Raw genomic sequence first — 24,932 nt, 5'->3', positions numbered from 1 at the left:
TCGAGGCATAGGCGAGACGCAGAGCGGACAAAAAAGGACATGCATGAACATTAGTTCCGGCCAAGGTCCTTTTCGGCCAGCTCCCGGAAGGCGTCGGGGACGGAATTTTTGCGTTCGAGATGGGCGGCGGCGTAGCCGATGACGTCGCGGCCGAAGCGGGTGCGGGCCTTGTCCATGGCGCGATCGGCCGACCAGCGGGCGGCGCCCTGGCGTGAACCGGGGCGACGCTTTTCGTCATCGAGGCCGAGCGAGAGTTCGAGCTGGATCACGCGTTGCTCTTCGATGTGCGAGACCGAGACGGCGAGCAGCGAGATCGATTTTTCCTTTGGGTGGTCGGCGAGGGCCTGGCGGACCAGTTCTTCGGCGATCTCGGCGACGATCAGGGTGGCCGAGACGGGCGCATCGAGGGTCATAGCGCGGGTGACGGCGCGCATATCGGCGAAGCGGACGTGGACGGTGATGGTGCGGCCCGCAAGGGACTTTGCACGCAGGCGCGAGGTGACGCGATCAGCAAGGTGCTGGAGCACGGGACGGAACACCGCTTCGGTGGCCGGTTGGCGGCCGAGGGCGGATTGGGCGCCGGCCGAGCGGGCGCGATGTTCCCTGACAATGGCGCGGGTGTCGCGGTTCCAGGCAAGATCCGAGAGCTTTTCGCCTGCCGCATCGCCCAGGAGTCCGCGGAGCGAGCGGCCGGGAGCGTTGGCCAATTGGCCGATGGTCAGAATGCCTTCGGCCTTGAGTTTTCCTTCGGTGACCGGGCCGACGCCCCACATGAGGCCGACGGGCAGATCGTGGAGGAAGTCGAGTTCTGTTGCGGGATCGACGACGACAAGGCCATCGGGCTTGGCCACCTGCGATGCAACCTTGGCGAGATGTTTTGTGCGCGCGACGCCCACCGAAATGGGCAGGCCGAGTTCGTCACGCACACGGCGGCGGACGATTTCGGCGATTTCGCGCGGCGAGCCGAAGAGGTGGGTGCAGCCGGCGACGTCGGCAAAGGCTTCGTCGATGGAGATGCGCTCGATGAGGGGTGTGTAGTCTTCGAGGATGGCGATGGCTGCGTCGCCGAGGCGTTGGTACTGATCGAAATTGCCGCGGACGAAGAGCAGGTGCGGGCAGAGTTCGCGCGCCTTGCGGCCGGACATGCCGCCGCGCACGCCAAAGGCCTTGGCTTCGTAGGAGGCGGCGAGGACGACACCACCGCCGACGGCCATGGCCTTGCCGCGCAGGTCGGGGTTCAGCAGTTGCTCGACAGAGGCATAGAAGGAGTCTAGATCGGCGTGGAGGATAGTCGGTTCTTTCGACATGATGCCACCGCTGCCAATTCTGCTTGAATTTTGTTCTCTATTTGTTCACTTGATGAGATTGGAGTCAAGCGGGAGGCTGGGATGCGTGGGACAACCGGCGTGCGAATTTTTTGGAGAAAAATAAGGGCGGCGGGAACCGGCGGGCGGGTCGCGCGTTACCTCTTGGTCGGAAAGCGATTGAAAGATATCGAAGACCGATAAACGGCCCCGAAGGCGAAAGCCTCCGGGGCTTTTGCTTTCAGGCGACAGCCTTTTCGACGTGATGGCGGCCGATGGGGACGATCATCGGCGTATCGGAAATCGGGTCGACGACGATGCGCGAGGTCATGCCGAAGACCTCGCGGACGACCGCTTCGGTCATGACGTCGACGGGAAGGCCTTCGGTGACGATTTTTCCCGCTTTCATGGCGACGATGTGGTCGGCGTAGCGGCAGGCGAGGTTGAGATCGTGGAGAACCACGACGACGGTGCGACCACGCTCCTTCACGAGATCGGTAAGGAGATCAAGGACTTCCACTTGATGGTTGATGTCGAGGAAGGTGGTGGGCTCGTCGAGCAGCAGGAGATCGGTCTGTTGCGCGAGGGCCATGGCGATCCAGACGCGTTGGCGCTGGCCGCCGGAAAGTTCATCGACGGGACGATCGGCGAGTTCACCCATATCCGTGGCGCCGAGGGCTTCGGCGACGGCGGCATCGTCTTCGGGGGTCCAGCGGCGGAACCAGCCCTGGTGCGGATAGCGGCCGCGGCCGACGAGGTCGGAGACGGTGATGGCGTCGGGGGCGATGGGGGACTGCGGGAGGACGCCGAGAAGGGTGGCGACTTCGCGGGTCGGCATCTGGTGGATGGGCTTGCCATCGAGATAGGCGGCGCCCTTGCTGGGGGTCAGCAGGCGCGCCAGGCCGCGCAGCAGGGTGGATTTGCCGCAGGCATTGGCGCCGACGATGACGGTGAGCTTGCCGGCGGGGACGTTGAGATTGAGATCGGAGACGATTTCGCGGTCGGCATAACCAAGGTGCAGGCCGGCGGCCATGAGCTGGTGGTTTTGCGTCATGTTCGTCTCCTTCAATTCACCCGGCCCGAACGGCCGGACACGATGAGCAGCCACAGCAGGAAGACTGCGCCGAAGCCGCCGGTGACGACACCGGTCGGCAGTTGCAGATTTGGCAAGGCGTGTTGCGCCAAAAGGTCCGATACCAGCATGACCAGGGCGCCGACGAGGCCGGCCTGGGGAATGCCGCGCCCTGCCCCGCCCATGAGGCGGCGAGCGATGGGGCCGGAGACGAAGGCGACGAAGCCGACGGGGCCGACTGCGGCCGTGGCGAAGGCGGCGAAGGCAACGCCTGTGACCATGAGGCCGAGGCGGGTTTGTTCGACGCGGGTGCCGAGGGCATGGGCGGTGTCGTCGCCCAATTCCAGACCATCGAGGCCGCGTACGAGGGCGATCAGGAGCGGCAGGGTTAGTACCAGCATGATGGCGAGAACGACGGAATCGCCGGGGCGAGCGGCATTGAGGCTGCCGACGAGCCAGGCCATGGCCTGCTGCACTTCGAAAAGGCGGGCGCGGGTGAAGAGGTAGGAAATGACGGCGCTGAGCATGGCGGCGGCGCCGATGCCGATGAGCACGACGCGATAGGCGGTGACGCCATTGCGCCAGGCGAGGATGTAGATGGCGAAGGCCGTAAGAAGGGCGCCGGCGAAGGAGCCGAGCGAGACGGCGAGGCCGGTCCAGCCGAGGACGATGATGCAAAAGACGGCGGCGGCACTGGCGCCATGGGCGATGCCGATAATATCGGGGCTCGCCAAGGGGTTACGCAGAAGCGTTTGGAAAATGATTCCGGAGAGGCCGAAGGCGGCGCCTGAGAGAAGCGCGAGGAAAAGGCGCGGGGCGCGGACCTGTAGGACGATGAAATCGACGCCTTTGTTGGCAAAACCGGTCAACGGGGAGAAGAGCGAGCGGAGGATTTCTTCGGGCGAGACCGGGAAATCGCCGAGGGTCAGGGCGGCAGCGCTGGCGAGGATCAGAGCCAGGACGAGGCCAAGGGTAACGCGGCGGCCTTTGCTTTCGCGCTGGCGGCGGACCCCTGCAATGTAGCTGGTGTCGATGGCTGTCATCAGAGGGTCGCCAATTTGCGGCGCCGGACCAAGGCGATGAAGAAGGGGGCGCCGATGAAAGCGGTGACGATGCCGACCTGCACTTCGCCGGGCGGGGCGATAATGCGGCCGATGACGTCGGCGCCGAGGAGGAGGATGGGCGCCATCAGCATGGAATAGGGCAGAATCCAACGGTAGCCGGGGCCGGTGATGGCGCGCGCGACGTGGGGAACGGTGAGGCCGACAAAGGCGATGGGGCCCGCCGCAGCGACGGCGGAACCCGCGAGGATGACGGAGGCGAGGCCGGCGAGGCCGCGGGAGAGGCCGATGCGTTGGCCAAGGGAGCGGGCAACGTCGTCGCCCATGCTGAGGCCATCGAGGAGGCGGGCACTGGCGAGGGCGAGCGCGGCGCCGATGAGAATGAACGGGCTGACCTGGAGGGCTATTTCCATGGAACGGCCGGCGAGTGAGCCGACCTGCCAGAAGCGCACTTCATCGAGGGTGCGGGGGCTGGTGAGGAGAACCGCGCTGATGATGGCTTGCATAACCGCCGTCATGGCGGCACCGGCGAGGGCCAGTTTGATCGGCGTTGCGCCTTCGCGGCCGAGCGAGGCGACGGCATAGACGACCAGCATGGCGATGCCGGCGCCGGCAAACGCGAGCCAGACATAGAGGTTGAGCTGGGTGATGCCGAAGGCGGAAACGCCGATGACGACGAAGAGGGCTGCGCCGGAATTGATGCCGAGGATGGAGGGATCGGCCAGGGGGTTGCGCGTGGCGCCCTGGAGGACGGCGCCGGCAAGGCCAAGGGCCGCGCCGACGAGGACACCGACGACGGTGCGCGGCAGGCGCAGGTCCCAGATGATGCGGTGTTCGGTGGAATTGGGATCGTAGGAAACGAGCGCGGACCAGACCATGTCGATGGGGATCGGGCGGGCGCCGGTCGCCATGGAGAGCAGGACGATGGCGAAGAGTGCCGCGCCCAGGAGGGCGAGACCGAGGCCGAGCGTTGCCGCCCGGCCGGTCTTCTTATTCGCCTGGCTCGCCTGCATCAGGGCGTGAGGTCGGCATTGGCCGTCGTGATGGCCGCGGTCAGGTCAGCGAGCGCGGCCGCATAGTGGGTGTAGTTGCGCAGCCAGAAGGCTGGCCATTCGGCGATCTGGCCGGCCTTGGCGCCGGGATTGAGCGTCCAGGTGGGCTGGGCCAATGCCGTTTTCATGGTGGCGGGCGAGCGGTTGTCGACGAGGATCAGATCGGCCGGGTATTTGTCAGCGTTTTCCCAGCTAACAGTCTCAAAATAGTTATTGCCTGCGGCATCGACGCCCTCGGGCTCGATCAGGTCGAGGCCCCAGGACTGCATGTCGAGGAGTTCGGCAGCGCCCGCGGGATCGGCGACATAAAGGGCGTCGTCGCCGGCATAGACGGCGAGCACTTTCAGGCCCGGCTTGGCGGAGATGGCGGCCTTGAAATCGGTCAGGGCGGTTTCGAAGGCGGTCTTTTCGGCAGCAATGGCGGGTTGGGCGAGGTCGGCACCGAGGCTCAAGGCGAGGGTTTCATAATCCTCGATCATGCCCAGGATGGAATCGCCGGCAGAAACGCCGGTGATGGGGGCGAGCTGGGTCAGCAGCGTGACGACATCTTCGCCGCCCGACCAGGTGGCGTTGCGATCCCACCATTCGGCGAGGACCAGATCAGGATTGAGCGCGGCGGCCTTTTCGATATCGACCTCGCCCCAGGCTTGGCCGATGATTTCGATGCCGGTGAGATCGAGACCCTGAAGGGCCTTGGCATCGGCGATCGGGCCATCGGCATAAATGCCGACGGGGCGAATGCCGAGCGGAATGAGGCCGGCGGCGGCGTCCTGGCTGGCGATGATGCGCTGGGGGGCCGCGTCGAGGGTGACCGTCTGGCCCGAGCCATCGATATAGGTCCAGGGTTCGGCATGAGCGGCGGCAGCCAGTGCCAGGGAGGACAGGGCTGCGAGAGCGACGGCGCAAAGGGTCATGGGCTCACCTGGTTGCAAAGTGCGCGTTTTTTGCCTTCGTAAAACTGAATGGTCAAGTCAAGTTTTGGCGGTTGGGGCCGGTTGGCCATTTGGCTCCCCGCACGCCCTACCCCATCAAGGGGACTGTTCAGGTTGGGCACATTGTGGCTCTCAGCACCCCCACCCTCATTCCCTCCCCACAAGGGGGAGGGAGGCGCTTGCCTCGGCTTTCCGGCTCCTTCGTCTCCCTCCCCCTTGTGGGGAGGGATTAAGGGTGGGGGTGGCTAGAAGCACAAAGTGAGCAGTCCCGATGCAGATCGCTTGCGAGGTACGCTGGCCGGAAAATCGGGATTCCCGCTTTCGCGGGAATGACACCGCGGGAGATGGGGAGGACGGGGGTGTTGGTACCGGACCTGCCCCAACCTCACGCCGGACGGCGGTATTGGTAGATGCCGACGTCGATAGAGCCTTCGGTGAAACCGGCTTCGCAATAGCTCAGATAATAGACCCATTTGCGCTTGAAGGTTTCGTCGTAGCCGAGTGGGGCGATCATGGGCCAGCGTTCGAGGAAACGCTCGCGCCAGAGTTTTAGGGTCTTGGCGTAGGAGAGGCGGAAGGTTTCGACGTTCTCGAGGACGAGGCCGTATTTCTCGCCGAATTCGCGCATCACGGTCTTGGTCAGCAGCATGCCGCCGGGGAAGATGTAGCGCTGGATGAAATCGGGACCGCTGCGATAGCCGTCGAAATCGGCTTCGTTGATGGTGATGGCCTGGATGGCGGCGGTGCCGCCCGGCTTCAGGCGATCATGCACGGTCTGGAAATAGCTCGGCCAATTGTCCTCGCCCACGGCCTCGATCATCTCGATGGAGCCGATATGGTCGAACTGCCCTTCGGTGTGGCGATAGTCTTCGAAGACGAGGGTGGCGAACTTGTCGAGGCCCTGGCGCGCCAAGCGCTCCTGGCCGTATTTGAGCTGTTCGGCGGAGAGGGTGATGCCGCGCAGATTAGCCTCATAATCGCGGGCGACGGTTTCGGCAAAGCCGCCCCAGCCGCAGCCGATTTCCAGCACGGAGGAGCCCGGCGTGACGCCGGCCATGTCGGCGACGCGGCGATATTTTGTGCGCTGGGCTTCTTCGAGGCTTTGATCGCCCGAGGTGAAGACCGCTGAGGAATAGGTCATCGAGGGGTCGAGCCACTGGCCATAGAAGTCGTTGCCGAGGTCGTAATGCTCGGCAATGTTCTTCTTGGAGCCTTCGAGCGTGTTGCGGCGCGACAAGTGATAATGCAGGTCCGTGGCAGCGCGGCGGAAGAAGCCCTTGCCAGCGCTTTCGAACATGTCGCGGTTTTGCAGGAAAAAGCGGAACAGCGCCGTGAGGTCGTCGACCTCGATGTCGCCATTCATATAGGCGGCAGCAAAGCCGACCGTGCCGCGGCGCATGGCCTCGGTGATGACCTTGAAATTATTGAGTCGCAGGACGGCGTGTTCGCCCGTCTTGGTATTGCCCATGGTCCGCGTGCGGCCATTGGGCAGAATGACGGTCACGGCCCCGAACTTGGGGTGACCGATCAGGGCAAAGCCGATCTTGTCGACCAGGAAAGAGGCGAAACGCGTCCATGGCGTTGCGCCGGTATTGGTGTGTTCTACCGCTGTCTTACTCATTGCGCCGCTACATCCAACCATCGCGATGCGGGCCGGTGCGCGCCAGGCAAAGTGCACAGCTTCGGCCGCGGGAACATCCCCTTGAGCCGAAGCAGTAGTGCTTCCCAGTGGATGCCCATCAATAGTTTAACGGGCATTAACGGATATGCAAGCAGCAGTTTGATGCCCGCTGCGAGGCCGGCGGAACACGGGCCAAAGGGAGCGAGATGCTCGCGAGGATCGTTGAAAAAATGATTCCGGGAACCGAGCCAAGCCGATGAAAGGCCTGGGCTCCCGATTTTGGCGAAAGCACTGAATGAAGCACGCACGTCGCTGTTTCCCCCGTAGTCTCATACCGACTACGGGGTGAGTAACGCGTTGGATCAGATAGAGTTTCCTTCTTACCGCGGAATGCGCGCGACATCGGTAAGGCGGAACTGGATCTGTTCGCGGCCCTGATAATGATCGAGCGAGAGGCTGCCGGCGAAATGCAGGGGCTGTTCGCCATCGCGCAGCAGGATGTCGCCGAGGGGCGTGCCGGCGGCGCGGAAGGCGATGGCTTTCAGCTTCGCACCATCGTCGGAGGCGAGGGTGAAGCTGACATGGCCACCCTTGCCGACCACTTGGGCGAAACGCGCCCGGTGAGACGGGAAGGCGAAGACCGGGCCGGGATTGCCGGAACCGAAGGGACCGGCTTTTTCGATGGTATGAAGCAGGTCGACAGTGGCGCCGCGGGCTGTGAGGGCGGCGTCGACCTTTAGGGCCGAGGCGGCGCGGGCGGTGGTGACGCTGTTGCTTAACTGGTCGGAAATGAAGGAGCGGAAGGGGCCGAGATCGCCAGGGCGGAGGGTGACGCCGGCGGCCATGGCGTGGCCACCACCCTTGGGCACGAGGCCGGCTTCGACGGCGGCGATGACGGCGCTGCCGAGATCGACACCGGGCACGGAACGGCCGGAGCCTGTCCCCGTGCCATCGGGGTGGAGGGCGATGGCGAAGGCCGGGCGATCGAAACGCTCCTTGAGGCGCGCGGCGACGAGGCCGACGATGCCGGGATGCCAATTGGCCGAGGCGAGCACGAGAACCGGAGGCCCCTCGCCTGCCCCGATTTCGGCAGCGGCGACAGATGTTGCTTCCTCGACGGCTTCGACTTCGATGCGCTGGCGTTCGGTATTCAGCTCATCGAGCTTTGCGGCGATGACGAGGGCCTGGTGCTCGTCATCGAGCGCGAGGAGCTGGGTGCCGAGGGCGGCGTTGCCGATACGGCCGCCGGCATTGATGCGGGGGCCGATGAGGTAGCCGAGGTGATAGGGATTGAGCGGGCCGCTGACGCGCGAGGCGAGGGCTAGCGCGGCCATGCCCTGATTATCGCCGCGGCGGGCGACTTCGAGGCCGCGCAGCACGAAGGCGCGGTTGAGGCCGACGAGGGGCACGACGTCGCAGACGGTGCCGAGGGCGACGATGTCGAGCAGTTTCAGGAGATCGGGCAGGCCGGTATCGCCGCGCTGGCGCAGGGTGCGGTTTACGGCGACCAGAACCATGAAGGTGACGCCGGCGGCGCAGAGATAGCCGAGGCCGGAAATGTCGTCGGGGCGATTGGGATTGACCAGGGCCGTGGCGGGCGGGAGGTCGCGGTCGGAAAGGTGGTGGTCGATGACCAGGACATCGACGCCGCGGGATCGGGCATGGGCGATGGGACCATCGCTGGTGGTGCCGCAGTCGAGCGTGATGATGAGCGAGGCGCCGGCATCGATCAGCTTGTCCATCGCAGCGATATTGGGGCCATAGCCTTCGAAGATGCGATCGGGGATATGCACCTGCGGGGTGAGGCCGAAATGGGCGAGATACCGGACCATCAGGGCGCAGGAGCTGGCGCCATCGACGTCATAATCGCCGAAAAGGGCGATGGACTCGTTGTCGGCGATGGCGCGGGCGAGGCGGTCGGAGAGGTCATCCATGGCCGTCAGCGTCGAGGGATCGGGCATCAGGTTGCGGATGGTGGGCTCGAGATAGGCTTGCGCGCTATCGATGTCGACGCCCCTGCCCGCGAGGATTCGCGACAGGATATCTGAAACGCCGGCACGCTGGGCGATGGCCGTGGCCATACGCGCGCCCGATGCGTCCAGACGATCGACCCAGGCGCGGCCGAGGACCGACTGGGTGACATCAAGGAAGTTGCGGCGCGTTTCCAGCATGGGCTGGTGTTAGGCGATTTAGCGCAGAGGGGAAAGGGGTTGCCGCGGGTTGTGCGCGCATGCTTGTTGCGCCGGGCAATTGAGGGGCGACCGATGGCGGGCAAAACGAGCATCATTTTCCTGCACGGTGCGTCGAGCAGCGGCAAATCCACACTGGCGCGCATGGTACAGGATCGGATCGAACGGCCGTTCTGGCATATTTCCATCGATCATCTACGCGACTCGGGCGTGTTGCCGCTGGCGCGGGTGAAAGCGGGCGATTTCAAATGGCGCGAGATGCGGGCGCCGTTCTTTGCCGGATACCATGCGTCGCTGGCCGCCTATGCGGCGGCGGGGAACAATCTCATCGTCGAGCATATATTGGATACGCCGGGCTGGCAGGGCGATCTGGCGGAACTGTTTCGGCCATTCGATGTGCTGTTCGTGGCGCTGCATTGTCCGGTGGAGGAACTCAATCGGCGGGAATTGGCGCGGGGGGATCGGCCGGTCGGCAGCGCGGAACAGGATGCGCTGACGATCCATGAGGGTCGCGCGTATGATCTGGAATTACAGACGGGCGACGGGGTCGAGGAGAATGCGGAGAGGGTGATGGCGGCGTGGCGGGGAGCGCGGGTGGGGTCGCGGTTTTTTGAGGTGAGCGAGGGGAAGTAGCGACGGGGACCATCTCGGTCTTCGTGGCTCTCCTCCCCCACCCTCGTTCCCTCCCCACAAGGGGGAGGGAGGCGCAGGCTGAAATGTCTCGGTTCCATCGTCTCCCTCCCCCTTGTGGGGAGGGATTAAGGGTGGGGGCGCCCAAGAGGCCGCCAAACTACCGCGCGTGCCTTGCCTTGATCCAGCGGGTAGTCTGGCTCCAGGAGCGCATGACAACGGTGGAGGTTTCGACCCATTGGCGGCGGAGTTTTACGCCTTCGATAAGGGAGCCATCGGTGATGCCGGTGGCGGAGAAAAGGACGTCGCCGGAGGCGAGGTCGCCGACATTGTAGACGCGGTTGGCATCGGTGATGCCCATTTCGCGGGCGCGGCTGCGCTTGTCGGGTGTGTCGAGGATGAGTTTGCCCTGCATCTGGCCGCCGATGCAGCGGAGGGCCGCGGCGGCGAGGACGCCTTCGGGGGCGCCGCCGGAGCCGAGATAGATATCGACGCCGGTATCTTCGGTGTTGACCGCATGGATGACGCCGGCGATGTCGCCGTCGCTCAGAAGTTTTACCGAGACACCGGCCATGCGGAGTTCTTCGAGGAGGCCGGCATGGCGCGGACGATCGAGGACGATGGCGGTGATTTCGGAGACGGGGACGCCCTTGGTCTTAGCCAGGGCTTTCACGTTCTCCGTGGCGGACCACTCGATGCTTACAGTATCGGCGGGATATTCGGCGCCGATGGCGATCTTGTGCATGTAGACGTTGCGGGCAACGTTCAAGAGGCCGCCGCGCTCGGCCATGGCGAGGACGACGAGCGAGTCTGGCTGGTTCTTGGCGCAGAGGGTGACGCCTTCGAGGGGATCGACGGCGATGTCGACTTCGGGGCCTTCGCCGGTACCGGCGGGTTGGCCGACATAGAGATCATCGCACTCGAATTCCTCGCCCTCGCCGATGACGATGCGGCCGGCGATGGAGACGCGGTCGAGTTCGGCCCGCATGGCTTTTACGGACGCCTCGTCGGCGGCTTTTTCGTCGCCCTTGCCGCGCCATTCAGCGGCCGCGATGGCAGCGCGCTCGGTGACGCGCACCATTTCGAGGGTCAGCGAGCGATGGAGGTGTGCCGGCGATCTGCCGTCATCGGCCTTGCTGAGCTTCATTTTCTCTCCCGGTGCCTGGCACCGGGAGGGTGTCAGAGCTTCTCAATGCGAATGAGTTGCGGTTCGCCGACTATGAAGCCGTCCGCAGCGATTTGCGCAAGCGCTTCGCGCACGGATGATTCCAAAGTCTGTTGGGTAATCATCACAACGGTGCGTGAAGGCGAGCCATCGGGGGCGATGGCCTTGGCAGCGAGGTCGGAGCGCTGAATGACCGAATCGATTGAAATCGACTTCTCGCCCATGCGGGTGGTGATGGCGGCGAGCGCGCCGGGCACATCCTTGGCGGCGAGACGGATATAGAAGCCGCCTTCATGGGCGCGAGCCGGCGCCTCGCGATAGGGCAGAAGCTCGTCGCTCGGAACGCCAAGCGGGGGCACGCGGGTGCCGCGGGCGATGTCGAGGATGTCGGAGAGAACCGAGGAGGCCGTGGGCGGACCACCGGCACCGGGGCCTGCGAGCAGCAGTTCGTGGACGTGGTCGGTTTCGAGCGCCACCGCGTTCATGACGCCATCGACGCCGGCAATGGCCGAGCCCTTGGGCACGAAGGTGGGATGGACGCGCTGCTCGATGCCGTTTTCGGTGCGTTCGGCAATGCCGAGGAGTTTTATCTTGTAGCCGAGATCGGCGGCGACCTGGATGTCGTGCTGGCTGATGCGCGAAATGCCTTCGATGCGCATCTTGTCGGGCGCGATCTCGTAGCCGAAGCAGAGGGTGGCGAGGATCGAGAGCTTGTGGGCGGTATCGAAACCTTCAACGTCGAAGGTCGGGTCGGCTTCGGCATAGCCCAATGCCTGCGCGTCCTTAAGGCAATCGGCGAAGGTGATGCCTTCATTGCCCATGCGCGTCAGGATGTAATTGCAGGTGCCGTTCATGATGCCAAAAACCTTGGCGATGCGGGCGGAGCCGAGGCCTTCACGAAGGGTCTTGATGACGGGAATACCGCCAGCCACGGCCGCTTCGAAGCCTAGCTGGGCACCGGATTCTTCAGCGAGTTTTGCCAGCAGGACGCCGTGCTTGGCGAGGAGCGCCTTGTTGGCGGTGACGACGGGGCGGCCGATTTCGAGGGCGGATTTGACCGCGGCGAAGGCCGGGCCATCTTCGCCGCCGATGAGTTCGACGAAGAGATCGATGCTGTCGGACTTGGCCAAGGCGACCGGATCGTCGAACCACTCGAGCCCAGAAATATCAATGCCGCGGTCGCGGGAACGCGAGCGCGCGGCAACGGCGGTCACCTGCAATTGGCGGCCGAGCTTTTTATTGAGCTCGGCGCCGTCTTTCTGGAGGATGCGCACGAGCGTGGCGCCGACATTGCCCAGGCCTGCAACGCCGATGCGGAGCGGCGTCTGGGTTTCCGTTTCGCCGAATTCGGTCATGGCCTTGAGGATGCGCGCGCGCGTTTCGCTGCGCGGCTCGCGGCCATCGCGCAGGTCGAAGACGAAGAGCGGATCGCCGGCGACAATGCGGCCGAAACGGGTGGGCGTCCAACCGCGGGCGGAGATGAAAGATTCGACGGATTGGCGGAAAGACTGGATATCGCTCATGGTGCGCGACATGTGCATAGGAACTTGCCTAGCCGTCAATAGGCATTTTGACGACCAGGCAGTTGTTAGGCGTGCTTTCGCGAGGGATTACTGCGATTTGGCGGCAGTGGCGGCACGGCCGACTTCGGCTGCGACCTGGGGGAAGCCCCAGCGGAGGGAAACCGGGGTGACGGCGCCGCTGACGGCCATGGTGATCTCGTCGCCGACAAGCTTGGTATAGGCTGCCTTGGCGACAAGCGGAGAGAGCTTGATCAGGTCCATGCCGAAGAACTCGTCGGCCGACTTCTGGTCATTGAAGAAGCTCAGCAGCATGTCGGCGGGGATTTTGTCAAAGTTCTCGTAGCTGACGAAATAGGAAATGCCGGTATCGTTGGGGATGGCTTCGCTCGGCTCGTGGGCGGAGACGAGGCCGATATCGACGAAGAGTTGGACGCGCGGATCGCCTTCGAGGCGCACGGAAACCTGGCCGTCATTGCGGTTGACGACATTGGCGAAGACCGTGCCCTGGGCATCGGGGTATTTGGCGATTTCGGCTTCGAGGAAGGCCTGGGTGTCGGCGACGAGCTTATCGGCCTCGGCGGAAAGGCCGAGCGCCTTGCCGGTGAGCGTGACGACATCCTGCCAGCCGGCAAACCATGGCTTGTCGGGATAGGCGACGACGGGGGCGATATTGCTCAGGAGCGCGTATTCGTCCGGCGTCAGGCCCGAATAGGGCGCGATGATCACGTCGGGCGCGAGAGCCGCGATAGCTTCGATCGGCGGCTCGGTGACGTTTGGCAGGATGGTGGGCGTCGGAAAGCCATGCTCGGCGAGGGCAGCTTCGGTCCACGGAAGGAGGCCATCTTCGCCGCCGGCATAGGCAAAGAAGGGAATGCCGACCGGGGCGACGCCGAGATCGATCACTACGTCCTGGGCCGACCAGCCCCAGGTGACGACGCGTTCGGGCTTGGTTTCGATGGTCGTCGAGCCGAGGGCGTGTTCGATGGTAACCGGGAAAGTGTCGGCGGCGAAGGCCGGTGCGGAAACTGCCATGGTGGCGGCGAGGGTCAGAGCCCAGGTGAGGGAACGCATATAATTTCTCCTTGGCTGCGGCTGTCTCGCCGCCGTTGTCTGATGAGGTCGGCTACTGGCCGGTGACCTTCTCGGCGGCCGAGGCCAGAACATCGAGATAGGTCGGGAAACCCCAATGCAGGGACAGGACGCTCGGCGGGGAAACGGCGGCGACATTCTCGGTGCCGACCAGGGCGGCGAGGCCGCCATTGACGATGGGGGGATAATTGGCCGCATAGGATTTTGCGAGCCATTCGTCGAGCGCGGACTGCTCTTCATAATAGGTGACGAAGATATCGCCCTTCAGATTGTCGAAGAGTTCGTAGCTGAGGGAATAGTAGAAGGCGCCGTCGTCGGGCGCGTTCTCGGCGACGCTGGGATCGAGGGTCATGCCGAGATCGGTGAGGAATTTCATGCGCGCATCGAGCGGCGCGTAGACGGCGATCGAGCCGTCGTAGTCATTGGCGCTGGCGAAGGTGATTTCCTTGAGCGCGGGGTGTTTTGCGACTTCGCTTTCGAGCCAGGTAGTGGTTTCGGCAACGAGAGCCTCGGCTTCGTCGGCCTTGCCCAGTGCCTTGCCGATTGTCGTCGTGACCTCCTGCCACGGCGTGGACCACGCATCGCCGCTATAGGCGATGGTTGGGGCGATGGCGGAGAACAGCGCGTATTGCTCTTCGGTGATGCCGGAGAAGACGGCGAGGATCAGGTCGGGCTCGAGCGCGGCGATCTGTTCGAAGGGGGGCTCGGAGCCGTTTTCGAGCACGGTCGGCTTGTCGCCCTCGACCTTGGCGAGCGCTTCTTCGATCCAGGGCTTGATGCCGTCTTCGCCGCCGCCATAGGCGTGGAAGGGAATGCCGACGGGCGTGACGCCGAGGGCGAGGACGGCGTCTTCATTGCCCCAGCCCCAGGTGACGATCCGCTTGGGCTCGGCGTCGATGGTCGTTTCGCCCCAGGCATGCTCGAGCGTGACGGGGAAGCTTTGGGCCAGCGCCATTGTGGGCGATGTGGCCACAAGAGCGGCGAAAACCAGCGAACGGAGGATCATAGATCACCTTCTGTGTGGAAGTGCTTCTCCATACAAAAGGTGATTTCTGATGTCATGTAATATTTGGTGGTTTGCCTCAGCCTGAAGTCGGGCGACGGGTCAGCAGAACCATGACTTCGTAGTGGTCGGTCTGGGGGAACATGTCGAACAGGCGGACCGACCGTGGCTCATAGGCGGGCATGGCCGCGATGTCGCGGGCAAGGGTGACCGCGTTGCAGCTTGAGTAGATGATGGTCTCCGCGCCCGAGGTTTCGAGCGTCTGGCAAAGCCGGTCGCCGAGGCCGCGGCGCGGCGGGTTGACGATGATGGTGTCGGGCGCTTCGCCGGCGACGAGGGCGGTCGCGTCGCCTGCTGCAAAGGTTACGTCATCGAGGCCGGCTTCGGCGGCGCTGAGGCGGGCGGATTCTACTGCGGGCTCGCTAAGCTCAATGCCGTGGACGCGCCGGCCGGGCGCGGCGACATGGAGGGCGAAGCCCCCTACCCCGCAATAAAGGTCCCAGATCGAGCGGGCGCCGACTTCGTCCGCCCACTCCTGTGCCTGGAGGTAAAGGCCCCGGGCGATTTCGGTGTTGGTCTGGAAAAAGCTGGCGGGACGCAGGTGCAGGACGCGATCGCCGAGACGCATGGGCAAGGTTTCGCTGCCGCTGAGCATGATTTCTTCGTCGCCTTCGAGGACGGCCTTATGCTCAGGCAGGATATTGGCGGTGGCGACGGTGATTTGTGGGAGATCGGCCAGCAGGTCTGGCAGATGCTTTTGCGTGCGGGTGAGGGCTTCGGTGGAGCGCAGTACGAAGCGCAGCATCAGTTCGCCATCGGCGGATTCGGTCAGAAGGACATATTTGAGTTCTCCGCGACGGGCGGGAACGTCATAGGGCGTGATGCGGGCGCGGGAGATGAAGGTCTTGATGGGCTCGAAGGCCGCGCGTAGCCCTGAGGTAAGGATGCCGCAGCCGCTGAGATCGACGCCGTGCTGGGTTGCATCGAGGATGCCGAGGGTGGGTGCTTCGGGCGTCCCGCCGACCACCATCTTGGCCTTGTTGCGGAAGGCTTCGGGGCGGTTGGCCATGGGCGGGAGCCAGACGGCATCCGGCCAAGCGGCGAGCAGGCTTTGGGCGTGCTCCTGCTTGGAGCGAAGCTGGGCGTCATAGGGCGTGCCCATGAAGGTGCACGAGTGGCAGACGCCTCTATCGTAGTAGCCGCATTGCATTGCGGCGCTCAGATTTGCGTCCACGCTTTTATCCCGGAGTTTCGAGGAGGCGGAAGCCGCCCCCTCGAAGCGCAAATTACTTCGTGGCCGAGGCCAGTGGCACGATATTGCTCTGGTCGCCCTTGCCGCCGAGCAGCTTCTTGATGTTGCGGGCGGCCTGACGGATGCGCTGTTCGTTTTCGACGAAGGCGAGGCGGATGTACTGGTCGCCATATTCGCCGAAGCCGACGCCCGGAGCGACGCCGACGCCGGTTTCCTGGATGAGGAGTTTTGCGAATTCGAGCGAGCCGAGATGGGCGAACTGGGCCGGGATCGGAGCCCAGGCGAACATGGTTGCCTGCGGCACGGGAATGTCCCAGCCGGAACGGCCGAAGCTTTCGACCATGACGTCGCGGCGGTGCTTATAGACCTTGCGCACTTCGTCGATGACGTCGTCCGAGCCATTGAGGGCGGCGACGGCTGCGACCTGGATCGGCGTGAAGGCGCCGTAGTCGAGGTAGGATTTTACGCGGGCCAGGGCTGCGATCAGGCGCTCGTTGCCGACGGCGAAGCCGACGCGCCAGCCGGGCATCGAATAGGTTTTGGACATCGAAGTGAATTCCACCGTGATGTCGATGGCGCCCGGAACCTGCAGCACGGAGGGCGGCGGGTTGTTCTCGTCGAAATAGATCTCGGAATAGGCGAGATCGGAAAGAATGAAGATATCATGCTGCTTACAGTATTTGACGACCTCGGTGTAGAAATCGAGATCGGCGGTGTAAGCGGTTGGATTGGCTGGGTAATTCAGTACCAGGGCAATGGGTTTCGGGATCGAATGGCGCACGCCGCGATCGAGCGCGCGCATGAAATCCTCGCCCGGATCGGCCGGCATGGAGCGGACGACGCCGCCCGACATGATGAAGCCGAAGGAATGGATCGGATAAGTCGGATTGGGCACGAGCACCACATCACCTGGGGCGGTGATGGCCGAGGCCATATTGGCAAAGCCTTCCTTCGAACCCAGGGTCGCGACGACCTGGGTATCGGGATTCAGCTTCACGCCAAAGCGGCGGCCATAATAGCTTGCCTGGGCTTTTCGCAGGCCCGGAATGCCGCGGGAGGTCGAATAGCGGTGGGTGCGCGGGTCCTTCACCGTTTCCTGGAGCTTCGCCACGATATGCTCGGGCGTCGGCATATCGGGGTTGCCCATGCCGAGGTCGATAATGTCGACCCCTTCGGCGCGTGCCTTGGCCTTGATCGGATCGATATGGGCAAACACGTAGGGCGGCAGGCGGCGGATGCGATGAAAAACTTCGCTCATTTGATTCCTCGGAAGGTCTCTTTTGAGACCCTGAACTGTCGCGACGCGCGGTGGGCGCTGCGCCATGATGCGGCGCCGATTATCGCGGAATTATGGTTTTGAAGGGGTTAAAAGGACCCTTTTGGGGCCGTAACGATCTATTCGGCTCTTCCCGGCCACGCCGTGGCCACGCGGGAAGAGCTATCGGGCGCTTGCCGCCGCGAAGGCGTCGGCGGCGGCAATAGCAATCACCATGCCGGCGAGCCGTGCTCGAACCAATGCAACAGTGAATGGAGACACCATGTCTCTTGCCCTTCGAAGGTCGTTTTTGTAAGAAATGCAACAATCGACAGGCCGTTCATAATTCCTCCGCAAGGTCTTGTAAATGGCTCGAAGCGGAACAACCTTCGGGCAAGAGCGGCGTATGATGAGGTTCCACACTTGAAGCGCATTGCCCTGGTGACGATCGGCACGCAAGGCGACGTCCAACCCTATATCGGGCTTGCGCTGGCTCTGCAGGAGCGCGGCTATGCCGTGGCCCTGGGCGCCACCGAAGAGTTCGAGGACCTCGTCGGCCTTTATGGGCTTGAGTTTCATTCGCTGGGACCCTCGATCCAGTCCTTCCTCAAGGAATCGCGCTTCGAAAATGCGATGAGCACGTCCATGCTCATCAATGGCCCTTCCCTGCTCCGGCAAGGCCAGCAGATCGTCGATACGGCGGCGCGGGCGGCATGGCGCATGTGCCAGGGTGCCGAGGCCATCGTGGTCAATATGAACACGAGCTTTGGCATCGACATTGCCGAGGCCTTGAAGGTGCCGGCGATCATGACGGCGCTGCAGCCGCTCAACTCGACGACCGAATTTCCGCTTTCAATGTATTACGTGGCCGACGATCTCGGGCCGACGCTGAACAAGCTCTCCTATACCGCCGCGACCATGCAGCAGGCCTATTGGAACCTGCCGCGCAACCGGCTGCGCCGCGAGCTGATGGGGCTCGAAGCGCGGAATATGGGTGGCGTTTTCACCAATACCGACGGTTCGCCGCTGACGACGCTTTATGCCTATTCGACGGCCGTGAGCCCGCGTCCGCGCGATTGGCCGCGCACGGCGCTGGTGACCGGCTATTGGAACCTGCGGGATCGCAGCCACTGGGAGCCGACGCCCGAGTTCGAAGCGTTTCTTTCGGCGGGCGAGGCACCGGTTTATATCGGGTTTGGCTCGATGCCGTTCGGGGCGGAGCGCAATACACGTATCCTCAAGGAAGCCGTGGAGCTTTGGGGCGGACGTGCCGTCGTGGCGCGCGGTTGGGGCGGCATCGACCCGCGCGACCTGCCCGATACGATTTTCCCGATCGAAAAGGCGCCGCATGACCGGCTCTTCCGCTATGTGAGCGCCGTGGTGCACCATGGCGGGGCCGGCACGACCTCGGCGGGTCTGCATCTGGGGCGCCCGAGCTTTGTGGTGCCGCAGGCCATGGACCAGCCCTATTGGGGGCGGCGTGTCTATGAATTGGGGTGTGGGCCCAAGCCCATCCGGCTGCGAAAGCTGACGGCGGAGCTGCTGGCCGAGGCGCTGGCGGACCTCAACAGCAACGAATCCTACCGACGCAATGCCACGCTCGTAGCCGAAAAGCTGCGTAGCGAGGATGGCACGGACAAGGCGATCAAGGTGATCGAGCGGGTCATGACCAATTTCGTGCCCAAGGCCGCCAAGGTCGCACGGAAATCGAAGGCCAAGAAGCTTTCGCTCAAGAAGGCCGTCTAGCGCGCTTTCAGCCGCGAACGCGGAGGCGCGCTATTTCGGCTTCGAGTTGTTCGATACGCTCCACGACACCCGAATTGCGTGCCGACAGGCGATTTTCGAGGGCGCTCAGGCGTCGCTCCAGTTCCGGCACGCCATCCTGCGGGGCATAGGGACGGCTTTCCGCAATCGCGAGAATGACCGAACCCTTGGCGACGAAGACGCCGCCAATGCCGGCAAGGATCAGCGCCCATTGCGTCAGGTCGGAATGATTCATGGTGGTGAGCCAGGCGGCAATCGCCGCACCGGCTGCGGCGAGCGCCCCGATGACATTGGAAACCATGCCCAGGGCAACCACTGTACGCCGACTGTCCCAGGCGTTGCGCGATCGAGTCATTTCGTTCCTACCCAATGGTTTGCTTGCCGACCTAGCGGGCAAAGACGGCGTCAAAGCGGCCGTGTTTCACTCTCGCGCTGGGCGAAGCGGTAGCTGTAGATAATGCCGGCAAGGCTCGGAGCGGCGGTGCATAGCACGATGAGCGCGAGGAGCCAAAGCGGTTCGGCGACGAGCAAGGCCGCGATGGCGAGGACCACGCCGCCGAGCATCATGAGCGTGCCGGTAAAGCGGTTGGTGGCGACCCAAGTGGCCGGGCTTTCGAGTGTCCAGCGCAGGCGGAAGCCGGCATAGCTATTGGGTTGGGACTTTGGCATGACATTGCCGAGGCCGATGAACAACAGGCCCACGCAGAAGGCTATGACGCGGATCATATCGACGGGATAGCCGAGGGCTATGGCGATGGTGGCTAGCTGGATGACCGCCATGAGCATGCCAATGCCGGCGAAGGCGGCGCGAAGCCCCTGGCGGGCGCGGTCAACCTCCCCTCCCCGCTTCAGCACCAAGGCAAAGATCAGCCAGAGCGCTGCCAGGATGACGGGTGGCATGAGGAGGGCCAGATTGCGCGGCAAAAAGCCGTCGGCCGTGCCATCCGGTCCCCAGTGGACCGGCATCAGAGTTTCGGGCGGGACCATGACATAGCCGGCGATGGTCGCGGCAGCGAGGATGGCGGCGGAGACGAGAGCGAAGGGACCGACGAGACGCAACTGGTTCATTTTTCTTCCCGCAGCGAAAGGACATCGGCGAGCGCCTGCTCGAGGACCGATGTGTTGAGGTGATAAATGAGGCTCGTGCCCTGACGCTCGACGGCGACCAGATCGGCCTCTTTCAACTTGGCGAAGTGAACGGACAGCGTGGGGCGGCTGAGCTCAAAATGATCGGCCAGCTCGCCGGCGCTTTTGGGCCCCGATTTCAGCAGCGCCAAAACCTTGCGCCGCACCGGATGCGACAAAGCTTCAAAGACGGCATTGATGCCCACGGCGTCCTCCTTCGATGTTTTTCTAATTAGTGTTTTTGCTAATTAGAGTCAAGACGAAGGATTGGGCACTGCAAAACAAAAGGGGGAGGCAACGCCTCCCCCTTTCGACATTCATGTTGCGACGCTTATTGCGCCGGGACGGCCTGGGCGTCGTCGAGGGCTTCGATGCTCTCGCCACGGTCGTAGGTGGCCTGATCGAGGATACCTTCGCGCTTGGCGACGATGGTGGGGATCAGGGCCTGGCCGGCGACGTTGACGGCGGTGCGGCCCATGTCGAGGATCGGATCGACGGCAAGCAGCAGACCAACACCTTCGAGCGGCAGGCCGAGCGTGGACAGGGTCAGGGTCAGCATGACCGTGGCGCCGGTGAGACCAGCCGTAGCGGCCGAGCCGATGACGGCCACGAAGGCGATGAGCAGGTAGTGCTCGATGCCGAGGGAGATGCCGAAGAACTGCGCGACGAAGATGGCCGAGATTGCCGGATAGATCGAGGCGCAGCCGTCCATCTTGGTGGTGGCGCCGAGCGGCACGGCGAAGGCGGCATATTCACGCGGCACGCCGAGGTTCTGCTCGGTGATGCGTTCGGTGACCGGCAGGGTGCCGATGGAGGAACGCGACACGAAGGCGAGCTGGATAGCCGGCCAAGCGCTCTGGAAATAGCGGATCGGGTTGAGGCCATTGACCTGGAGCAGGACCGGGTAAACCACGAAGAGCACGATGGCGAGGCCGATATAGATGGCGGCAGAGTACCAGCCGAGCTGAGCCAGCGCATCCCAGCCATAGACGGCCACGGCATTGCCGAGGAGGCCAATGGTGCCGATGGGCGTCAGGCGGATCACCCACCACAGGACCTTGTGGATGACCTTCAGGAACGAGCGGGTGAAGGCGATGAATGGGTCGGCGGCGGGGCCGACGCGCAGGGCGGCGATGCCGACGACAATCGAGATCACGAGGATCTGCAGCACGTTGAAGCTGAGGCTGGTCGAGGCGCCGCTATCGCTGACGCGGGTCGAAGCCTGGAGGCCGAGAATGTTGGAGGGGATCAGGCCCTTGAGGAAATCGAGCCAGGAACCAGTCGAAGACGGCGCCTTGGCAGCTTCCGCGGCGACTTCGGTATTGAGGCCGGGCTGAATGATCAGGCCGAGGGCGATGCCGATGACGACGGCAATCAGCGCGGTGATGGCGAACCAGAGAAGGGTCTGCCAGACGAGCTTGGCCGCATTGTTGAGTTCGCGCAGGTTGGCGATAGAGGCAACGATGGCGGTGAAGACCAGTACCGGCACCAGTGCGCGCAGCAGCGACACGAAGGACGAGCCGACCGTGGCGAGGGTCTGGGTCAGCCAATTGGCTTGGCCGGCTGCATCGGGGCCCATATTGCGGGCGATGAAGCCCAGAACGAGGCCGATGACCATGGCCGCGAGGACCTGGAAGCCGAAATTGGCATAAAACGGCTTGGGCGCCTTGGGAGCGCGCGCCGCGGCTACGGAAGTGGGAGACATTAGGTGACCTTTCGGCTGGCGGGTTCGTTGCCCATCGCTTGAGCATTGTGCCTGCAGATTGACCAGACCATACGCCCGCCACAGTTTTGCCGCAGCGCATGTCGTTCCATTTCTCGCCGCATTAGAAGAATTTTCTCATTCTGATTGCGGAAAGAGAGAATAGAAGTTGTCAGGCGCGGTTTAAGGCCAGAGTCACGAGGCCGGCAAAGAGCGGCAAGCCGAGGAGACTCAGGGCAAAAGCCAGTGCCAGAATGCCGGGGCCGGCATCGAGCCAGGAGAGTGCTGCAACAGCCGCGCCGGCAAGCAGCGCGGCAATCCCACTGATGCGATGAACCAGGAGCCAGGATTGATCGGAAGCGATCGGCCAAGGCATGCGCAGGCCGCCATAGCTGTGGCGCTCGGCGTGGAAGAAGACGAGGCCGAGAAGGATGAGGGCTGCGGCGAAGAGGAAGCCGAGACCGCGAATGAGGTCGAGGTCGGAGCCTATGCCCATGAAGAGGAGGCCGAACTGATAGGCGGCGGGCACGGCTAGGGAGAGGCTAAGGGCGGGATCGAGAATGTGCCGGACTTTTGCCATGTGATTGCGCGTCAGGGCGTGGCCGAGGACGAAGAAGGTGAGCAGCAGGACGGCCTGAATGGACGGCGCGATGGCCAGAGCCGTGTCGCGTGGCCAGAGCCAGTCGGCATTGGAGCCGTGCCAGTGGGCGGGGAACATGAAATCGGCTGGTATGCGCAGGATCGCGACGGCCGTGATCGACAGCGTCACGGAAAAGATCAGCAGATGAAAGCGGGTGATGAGGCTGGGCATGATGCTTTGCTGCACGTGTTGTTCAGACATCTTCCCAACCAATGGATGTCACCCCGGCGCAGGCCGGGGCCCAACTTGAGATCTCAGGATGGGCCCCGGCCTGCGCCGGGGTGACAATCGAGAGAGTGAAAGCCTCAATGGCACACCCAGGCCATGTAGGTCGAACCGGGCAAAAGAAAAGGGCCGGTTGCCCGGCCCTTTCCAAGAATTGTGGTGTGAAGCTTAGCGCTTCGAGAACTGGAAGGAGCGGCGGGCCTTGGCCTTGCCGTACTTCTTACGTTCGACGACGCGGCTGTCGCGGGTCAGGAAGCCACCCTTCTTGAGGATCGGGCGCAGGCCCGGCTCGAAGTAGTTCAGCGCCTTGGAGATGCCGTGACGAACGGCACCGGCCTGACCCGAGAGACCACCACCGGCAACGGTGACGTTGACGTCGTACTGGTCGAGACGGTCGGTGGCGACGATCGGCTGCTTGACGATGAGCTGGAGAACCGGGCGAGCGAAATAGGTCGCGAATTCGCGGCCGTTCACGGTCACCTTGCCCTTGCCCGGCTTGATCCAGACGCGAGCGACGGCGTTCTTGCGCTTGCCGGTGGCATAGGCGCGGCCGAGGGAGTCGAGCTTCTGCACATGAACCGGAGCCGAGGAGGCAGCGGGAGCAGCAGCGGAAGTGCCCAGGGCTTCGAGAGAGTTGATGGTTTCAGCCATATTACTTCACCCGGACGTTCTTGGTGTTCATGGCAGCGACGTCGAGCTTGCTCGGGTTCTGCGCTTCGTGGGGGTGCTCGGAACCGGCGTAAACGCGGAGGTTCTTGAGCTGGGCGCGGGTCAGCGGGCCGCCCGGCATCATGCGACGCACGGCGTTTTCGAGGACGCGGCTCGGGAAACGGCCTTCCAGCAGTTCGCGAGCGGTGCGGTCCTTGATGCCGCCGGCAAAGCCGGTGTGCCAGTAGAAGCGGTGCTGGTCGAGCTTGCGGCCGGTCAGCTTCACCTTCTCGGCATTGATGACGACGATGTTGTCACCCATGTCCATATGAGGCGTGAAGGTGGCCTTGTGCTTGCCGCGCAGGCGCGAAGCAATGATCGAAGCGAGACGACCCACGACAAGCCCTTCGGCGTCGATGAGGATCCACTTCTTTTCGATCTCGCTCGGTTTTGCCGAGTAAGTGGTCATTGTTGAAATCCCTAGAAAACTCTGGTTTGTGACCCCATCCAAAGGACGGATCACAGGTTTCGGAGGGGTCTCTAAGGGGGATTCTGGAAGCCGTCAAGCACCTTTAAAAAGCACTGTAATTTCAATGACTTGTGAATGCGGTATTATATTACCGCACTCGACGCATGTCGGCGATATAGGCGGCGGTGGCGCCGGCGAGCATGAAGGCCAAGGACTGGTGGCCGACGGCCAGGGAAATCGGCACGCTGGCGAGGAGGGTAGCGATGCCGAGGCCGACTTGGATTAGCACCAGGGTGCCAAGGCGCGGGAGCCAGCCGTGGACGCCGCCGAAACCGCCATCCTTGGAGCGGCGCCAGATCAGGTAGGCGACGTAAGCCACTATAACATAGGCGATGCCACGGTGGATAAACTGCACCGTCAGGGCGTTTTCGAAGAGGTTGCGCCATGCGGGGTCCATAACGAAGAGGCCCTTGGGGATGATGGCGCCGTCCATGAGCGGCCAGGTGTTGTAGCCCATGCCGGCATCGAGACCGGCGACGAAGGCCCCTGCCCCGATCTGGAAAATCAATAATACGCCCAGGATGATAGCGGTGTTCATCTGCCAGGGATTGACGCGACCGAGGACGCGGCCGGGCTCGATGCTGCGCGCCACATAGATGAGCGCGACGAAGAGCAGCGAGGCAGCGCAGAGGTGAGCCGCAAGTCTATATTGGGAGACGGAGGTCAGTTCGGAAAGACCTGATGAGACCATCCACCAGCCGAGGAAGCCCTGGAAGCCCCCGAGAATGAAAAGGGTGAACAGAGGCAGGGCCAGATTGCGCGAGAGGCGCTTCTGGAAAAGGAAAATGACGAAGGGGACGATGAAGATCAGGCCCAGCGTGCGCGCCAGGAGGCGGTGAAACCACTCCCAGAAGAAGATGTATTTGAAATCGTTGATGTCCATCCAGGAATGGACGATCGAATATTGCGGAATTTGCTTATAGGCTTCGAACTCGGCCTGCCACTGGGCGTCGTTGAGCGGGGGGATAGTGCCGGAAATCGGCTTCCAACTGGTGATGGAAAGACCCGATTCCGTTAGCCGCGTGATACCGCCGACCACGACGATCAGCAGGACAAAGCTAGCAAGGGCATAGAGCCAGATGCGGACCGGACGAAGAAGGTCGCTCGCGTAGCTGATCTGTCCGGGTGCGGCATTGTGCTGGGTGGTCACG

Annotated in this window: 23 protein-coding genes; 2 read left to right on the top strand and 21 right to left on the bottom strand. The window is 63.4% G+C overall.

Annotated elements, in window-relative coordinates; all coding sequences use genetic code 11:
- Window positions 1-50: 50 nt before the first annotated feature.
- The 7 genes from dinB to recJ all read right to left on the bottom strand — a co-directional run bounded on the left by dinB (window position 51) and on the right by recJ (window position 9,213).
- Window positions 51-1,307, bottom strand: coding sequence for a DNA polymerase IV (dinB, locus tag JP75_RS08955; protein ID WP_035081742.1), 1,257 nt, complete (start codon window positions 1,305-1,307; stop codon window positions 51-53).
- Between the two features lie 238 nt (window positions 1,308-1,545).
- On the bottom strand, window positions 1,546-2,358 hold the full coding sequence (locus JP75_RS08950) for an ABC transporter ATP-binding protein (protein WP_051960518.1): 813 nt from the start codon (window positions 2,356-2,358) through the stop codon (window positions 1,546-1,548).
- Window positions 2,359-2,369: 11 nt separating this feature from the next.
- Complete coding sequence (locus tag JP75_RS08945) at window positions 2,370-3,419, bottom strand: FecCD family ABC transporter permease (protein WP_051960517.1); 1,050 nt, start codon at window positions 3,417-3,419, stop codon at window positions 2,370-2,372.
- Window positions 3,419-4,450, bottom strand: coding sequence for a FecCD family ABC transporter permease (locus JP75_RS08940; protein ID WP_035081737.1), 1,032 nt, complete (start codon window positions 4,448-4,450; stop codon window positions 3,419-3,421). Before JP75_RS08940 ends, JP75_RS08945 begins: the two co-directional genes overlap by 1 nt.
- Window positions 4,450-5,403, bottom strand: coding sequence for an ABC transporter substrate-binding protein (locus JP75_RS25230; RefSeq protein ID WP_051960516.1), 954 nt, complete (start codon window positions 5,401-5,403; stop codon window positions 4,450-4,452). The genes JP75_RS08940 and JP75_RS25230 overlap by 1 nt, the downstream gene beginning before the upstream one ends.
- A gap of 403 nt (window positions 5,404-5,806) precedes the next feature.
- Window positions 5,807-7,042 (bottom strand): SAM-dependent methyltransferase, encoded by a 1,236-nt coding sequence (locus tag JP75_RS08930; protein WP_084587558.1) that lies wholly within the window; start codon window positions 7,040-7,042, stop codon window positions 5,807-5,809.
- 380 nt (window positions 7,043-7,422) lie between these two features.
- Window positions 7,423-9,213, bottom strand: coding sequence for a single-stranded-DNA-specific exonuclease RecJ (gene recJ, locus JP75_RS08925; RefSeq protein WP_035081735.1), 1,791 nt, complete (start codon window positions 9,211-9,213; stop codon window positions 7,423-7,425).
- A 93-nt stretch (window positions 9,214-9,306) separates the two neighbouring features.
- Here recJ and JP75_RS08920 point away from each other — a divergent pair, with 93 nt between their 5' ends.
- Window positions 9,307-9,864 carry a chloramphenicol phosphotransferase CPT family protein gene (locus JP75_RS08920; RefSeq protein WP_035081733.1) on the top strand — a complete coding sequence of 186 codons (558 nt, stop codon included), beginning with the start codon at window positions 9,307-9,309 and terminating at the stop codon, window positions 9,862-9,864.
- Window positions 9,865-10,021: 157 nt separating this feature from the next.
- Here JP75_RS08920 and glpX read toward each other — a convergent pair whose 3' ends face one another.
- The 6 genes from glpX to JP75_RS08890 all read right to left on the bottom strand — a co-directional run bounded on the left by glpX (window position 10,022) and on the right by JP75_RS08890 (window position 17,151).
- Window positions 10,022-11,008 carry a class II fructose-bisphosphatase gene (glpX, locus tag JP75_RS08915; RefSeq protein ID WP_035081731.1) on the bottom strand — a complete coding sequence of 329 codons (987 nt, stop codon included), beginning with the start codon at window positions 11,006-11,008 and terminating at the stop codon, window positions 10,022-10,024.
- Window positions 11,009-11,040: 32 nt separating this feature from the next.
- Window positions 11,041-12,381, bottom strand: coding sequence for a homoserine dehydrogenase (locus JP75_RS08910; RefSeq protein ID WP_051960532.1), 1,341 nt, complete (start codon window positions 12,379-12,381; stop codon window positions 11,041-11,043).
- A 255-nt stretch (window positions 12,382-12,636) separates the two neighbouring features.
- Entirely contained in the window at window positions 12,637-13,620 is a 984-nt protein-coding gene (locus JP75_RS08905; protein WP_035081729.1) for an ABC transporter substrate-binding protein, read from the bottom strand.
- Between the two features lie 52 nt (window positions 13,621-13,672).
- Window positions 13,673-14,644 (bottom strand): iron-siderophore ABC transporter substrate-binding protein, encoded by a 972-nt coding sequence (locus JP75_RS08900; protein WP_051960515.1) that lies wholly within the window; start codon window positions 14,642-14,644, stop codon window positions 13,673-13,675.
- Between the two features lie 76 nt (window positions 14,645-14,720).
- Window positions 14,721-15,875 (bottom strand): 23S rRNA (uracil(747)-C(5))-methyltransferase RlmC, encoded by a 1,155-nt coding sequence (rlmC, locus tag JP75_RS08895; RefSeq protein WP_201772916.1) that lies wholly within the window; start codon window positions 15,873-15,875, stop codon window positions 14,721-14,723.
- A gap of 52 nt (window positions 15,876-15,927) precedes the next feature.
- Window positions 15,928-17,151 (bottom strand): LL-diaminopimelate aminotransferase, encoded by a 1,224-nt coding sequence (locus JP75_RS08890; RefSeq protein ID WP_035081723.1) that lies wholly within the window; start codon window positions 17,149-17,151, stop codon window positions 15,928-15,930.
- 420 nt (window positions 17,152-17,571) lie between these two features.
- Between JP75_RS08890 and JP75_RS08885 the strand changes: the two genes are divergently transcribed.
- A complete protein-coding gene (locus JP75_RS08885) occupies window positions 17,572-18,894 on the top strand; it encodes a glycosyltransferase (protein ID WP_051960514.1) in 1,323 nt (440 codons plus the stop codon).
- Between the two features lie 7 nt (window positions 18,895-18,901).
- Here the strand turns inward: JP75_RS08885 and JP75_RS08880 are convergent, their stop codons facing one another.
- The 8 genes from JP75_RS08880 to JP75_RS08845 form a co-directional block, all read right to left on the bottom strand.
- The gene (locus JP75_RS08880) at window positions 18,902-19,267 is read right to left on the bottom strand and encodes a hypothetical protein (protein WP_152565773.1); all 366 of its coding nucleotides are present in this window, start codon (window positions 19,265-19,267) and stop codon (window positions 18,902-18,904) included.
- A 50-nt stretch (window positions 19,268-19,317) separates the two neighbouring features.
- A complete protein-coding gene (locus tag JP75_RS08875) occupies window positions 19,318-19,980 on the bottom strand; it encodes an SdpI family protein (protein ID WP_035081717.1) in 663 nt (220 codons plus the stop codon).
- A complete protein-coding gene (locus JP75_RS08870) occupies window positions 19,977-20,243 on the bottom strand; it encodes a metalloregulator ArsR/SmtB family transcription factor (RefSeq protein WP_201772915.1) in 267 nt (88 codons plus the stop codon). Before JP75_RS08870 ends, JP75_RS08875 begins: the two co-directional genes overlap by 4 nt.
- Before the next feature lie 125 nt (window positions 20,244-20,368).
- Entirely contained in the window at window positions 20,369-21,742 is a 1,374-nt protein-coding gene (locus JP75_RS08865; RefSeq protein ID WP_035081715.1) for a dicarboxylate/amino acid:cation symporter, read from the bottom strand.
- Between the two features lie 169 nt (window positions 21,743-21,911).
- On the bottom strand, window positions 21,912-22,580 hold the full coding sequence (locus JP75_RS08860; protein WP_152565772.1) for an SdpI family protein: 669 nt from the start codon (window positions 22,578-22,580) through the stop codon (window positions 21,912-21,914).
- Window positions 22,581-22,772: 192 nt separating this feature from the next.
- Window positions 22,773-23,255 carry a 30S ribosomal protein S9 gene (rpsI, locus tag JP75_RS08855; RefSeq protein ID WP_035081710.1) on the bottom strand — a complete coding sequence of 161 codons (483 nt, stop codon included), beginning with the start codon at window positions 23,253-23,255 and terminating at the stop codon, window positions 22,773-22,775.
- 1 nt (window position 23,256) lies between these two features.
- On the bottom strand, window positions 23,257-23,721 hold the full coding sequence (gene rplM / locus JP75_RS08850) for a 50S ribosomal protein L13 (protein ID WP_035081708.1): 465 nt from the start codon (window positions 23,719-23,721) through the stop codon (window positions 23,257-23,259).
- A 148-nt stretch (window positions 23,722-23,869) separates the two neighbouring features.
- Window positions 23,870-24,931: a COX15/CtaA family protein gene (locus tag JP75_RS08845; protein ID WP_051960513.1), complete on the bottom strand. Its 1,062-nt coding sequence runs from the start codon at window positions 24,929-24,931 to the stop codon at window positions 23,870-23,872.
- Window position 24,932: the final 1 nt, after the last annotated feature.

The sequence above is a fragment of the Devosia riboflavina genome, from assembly GCF_000743575.1.
In the GTDB taxonomy this organism is placed as follows: Bacteria; Pseudomonadota; Alphaproteobacteria; order Rhizobiales; family Devosiaceae; genus Devosia; species Devosia riboflavina.
Note: the sequence above shows the minus strand (reverse complement) of the source record. Positions and strands in the feature narration are given on the sequence as shown.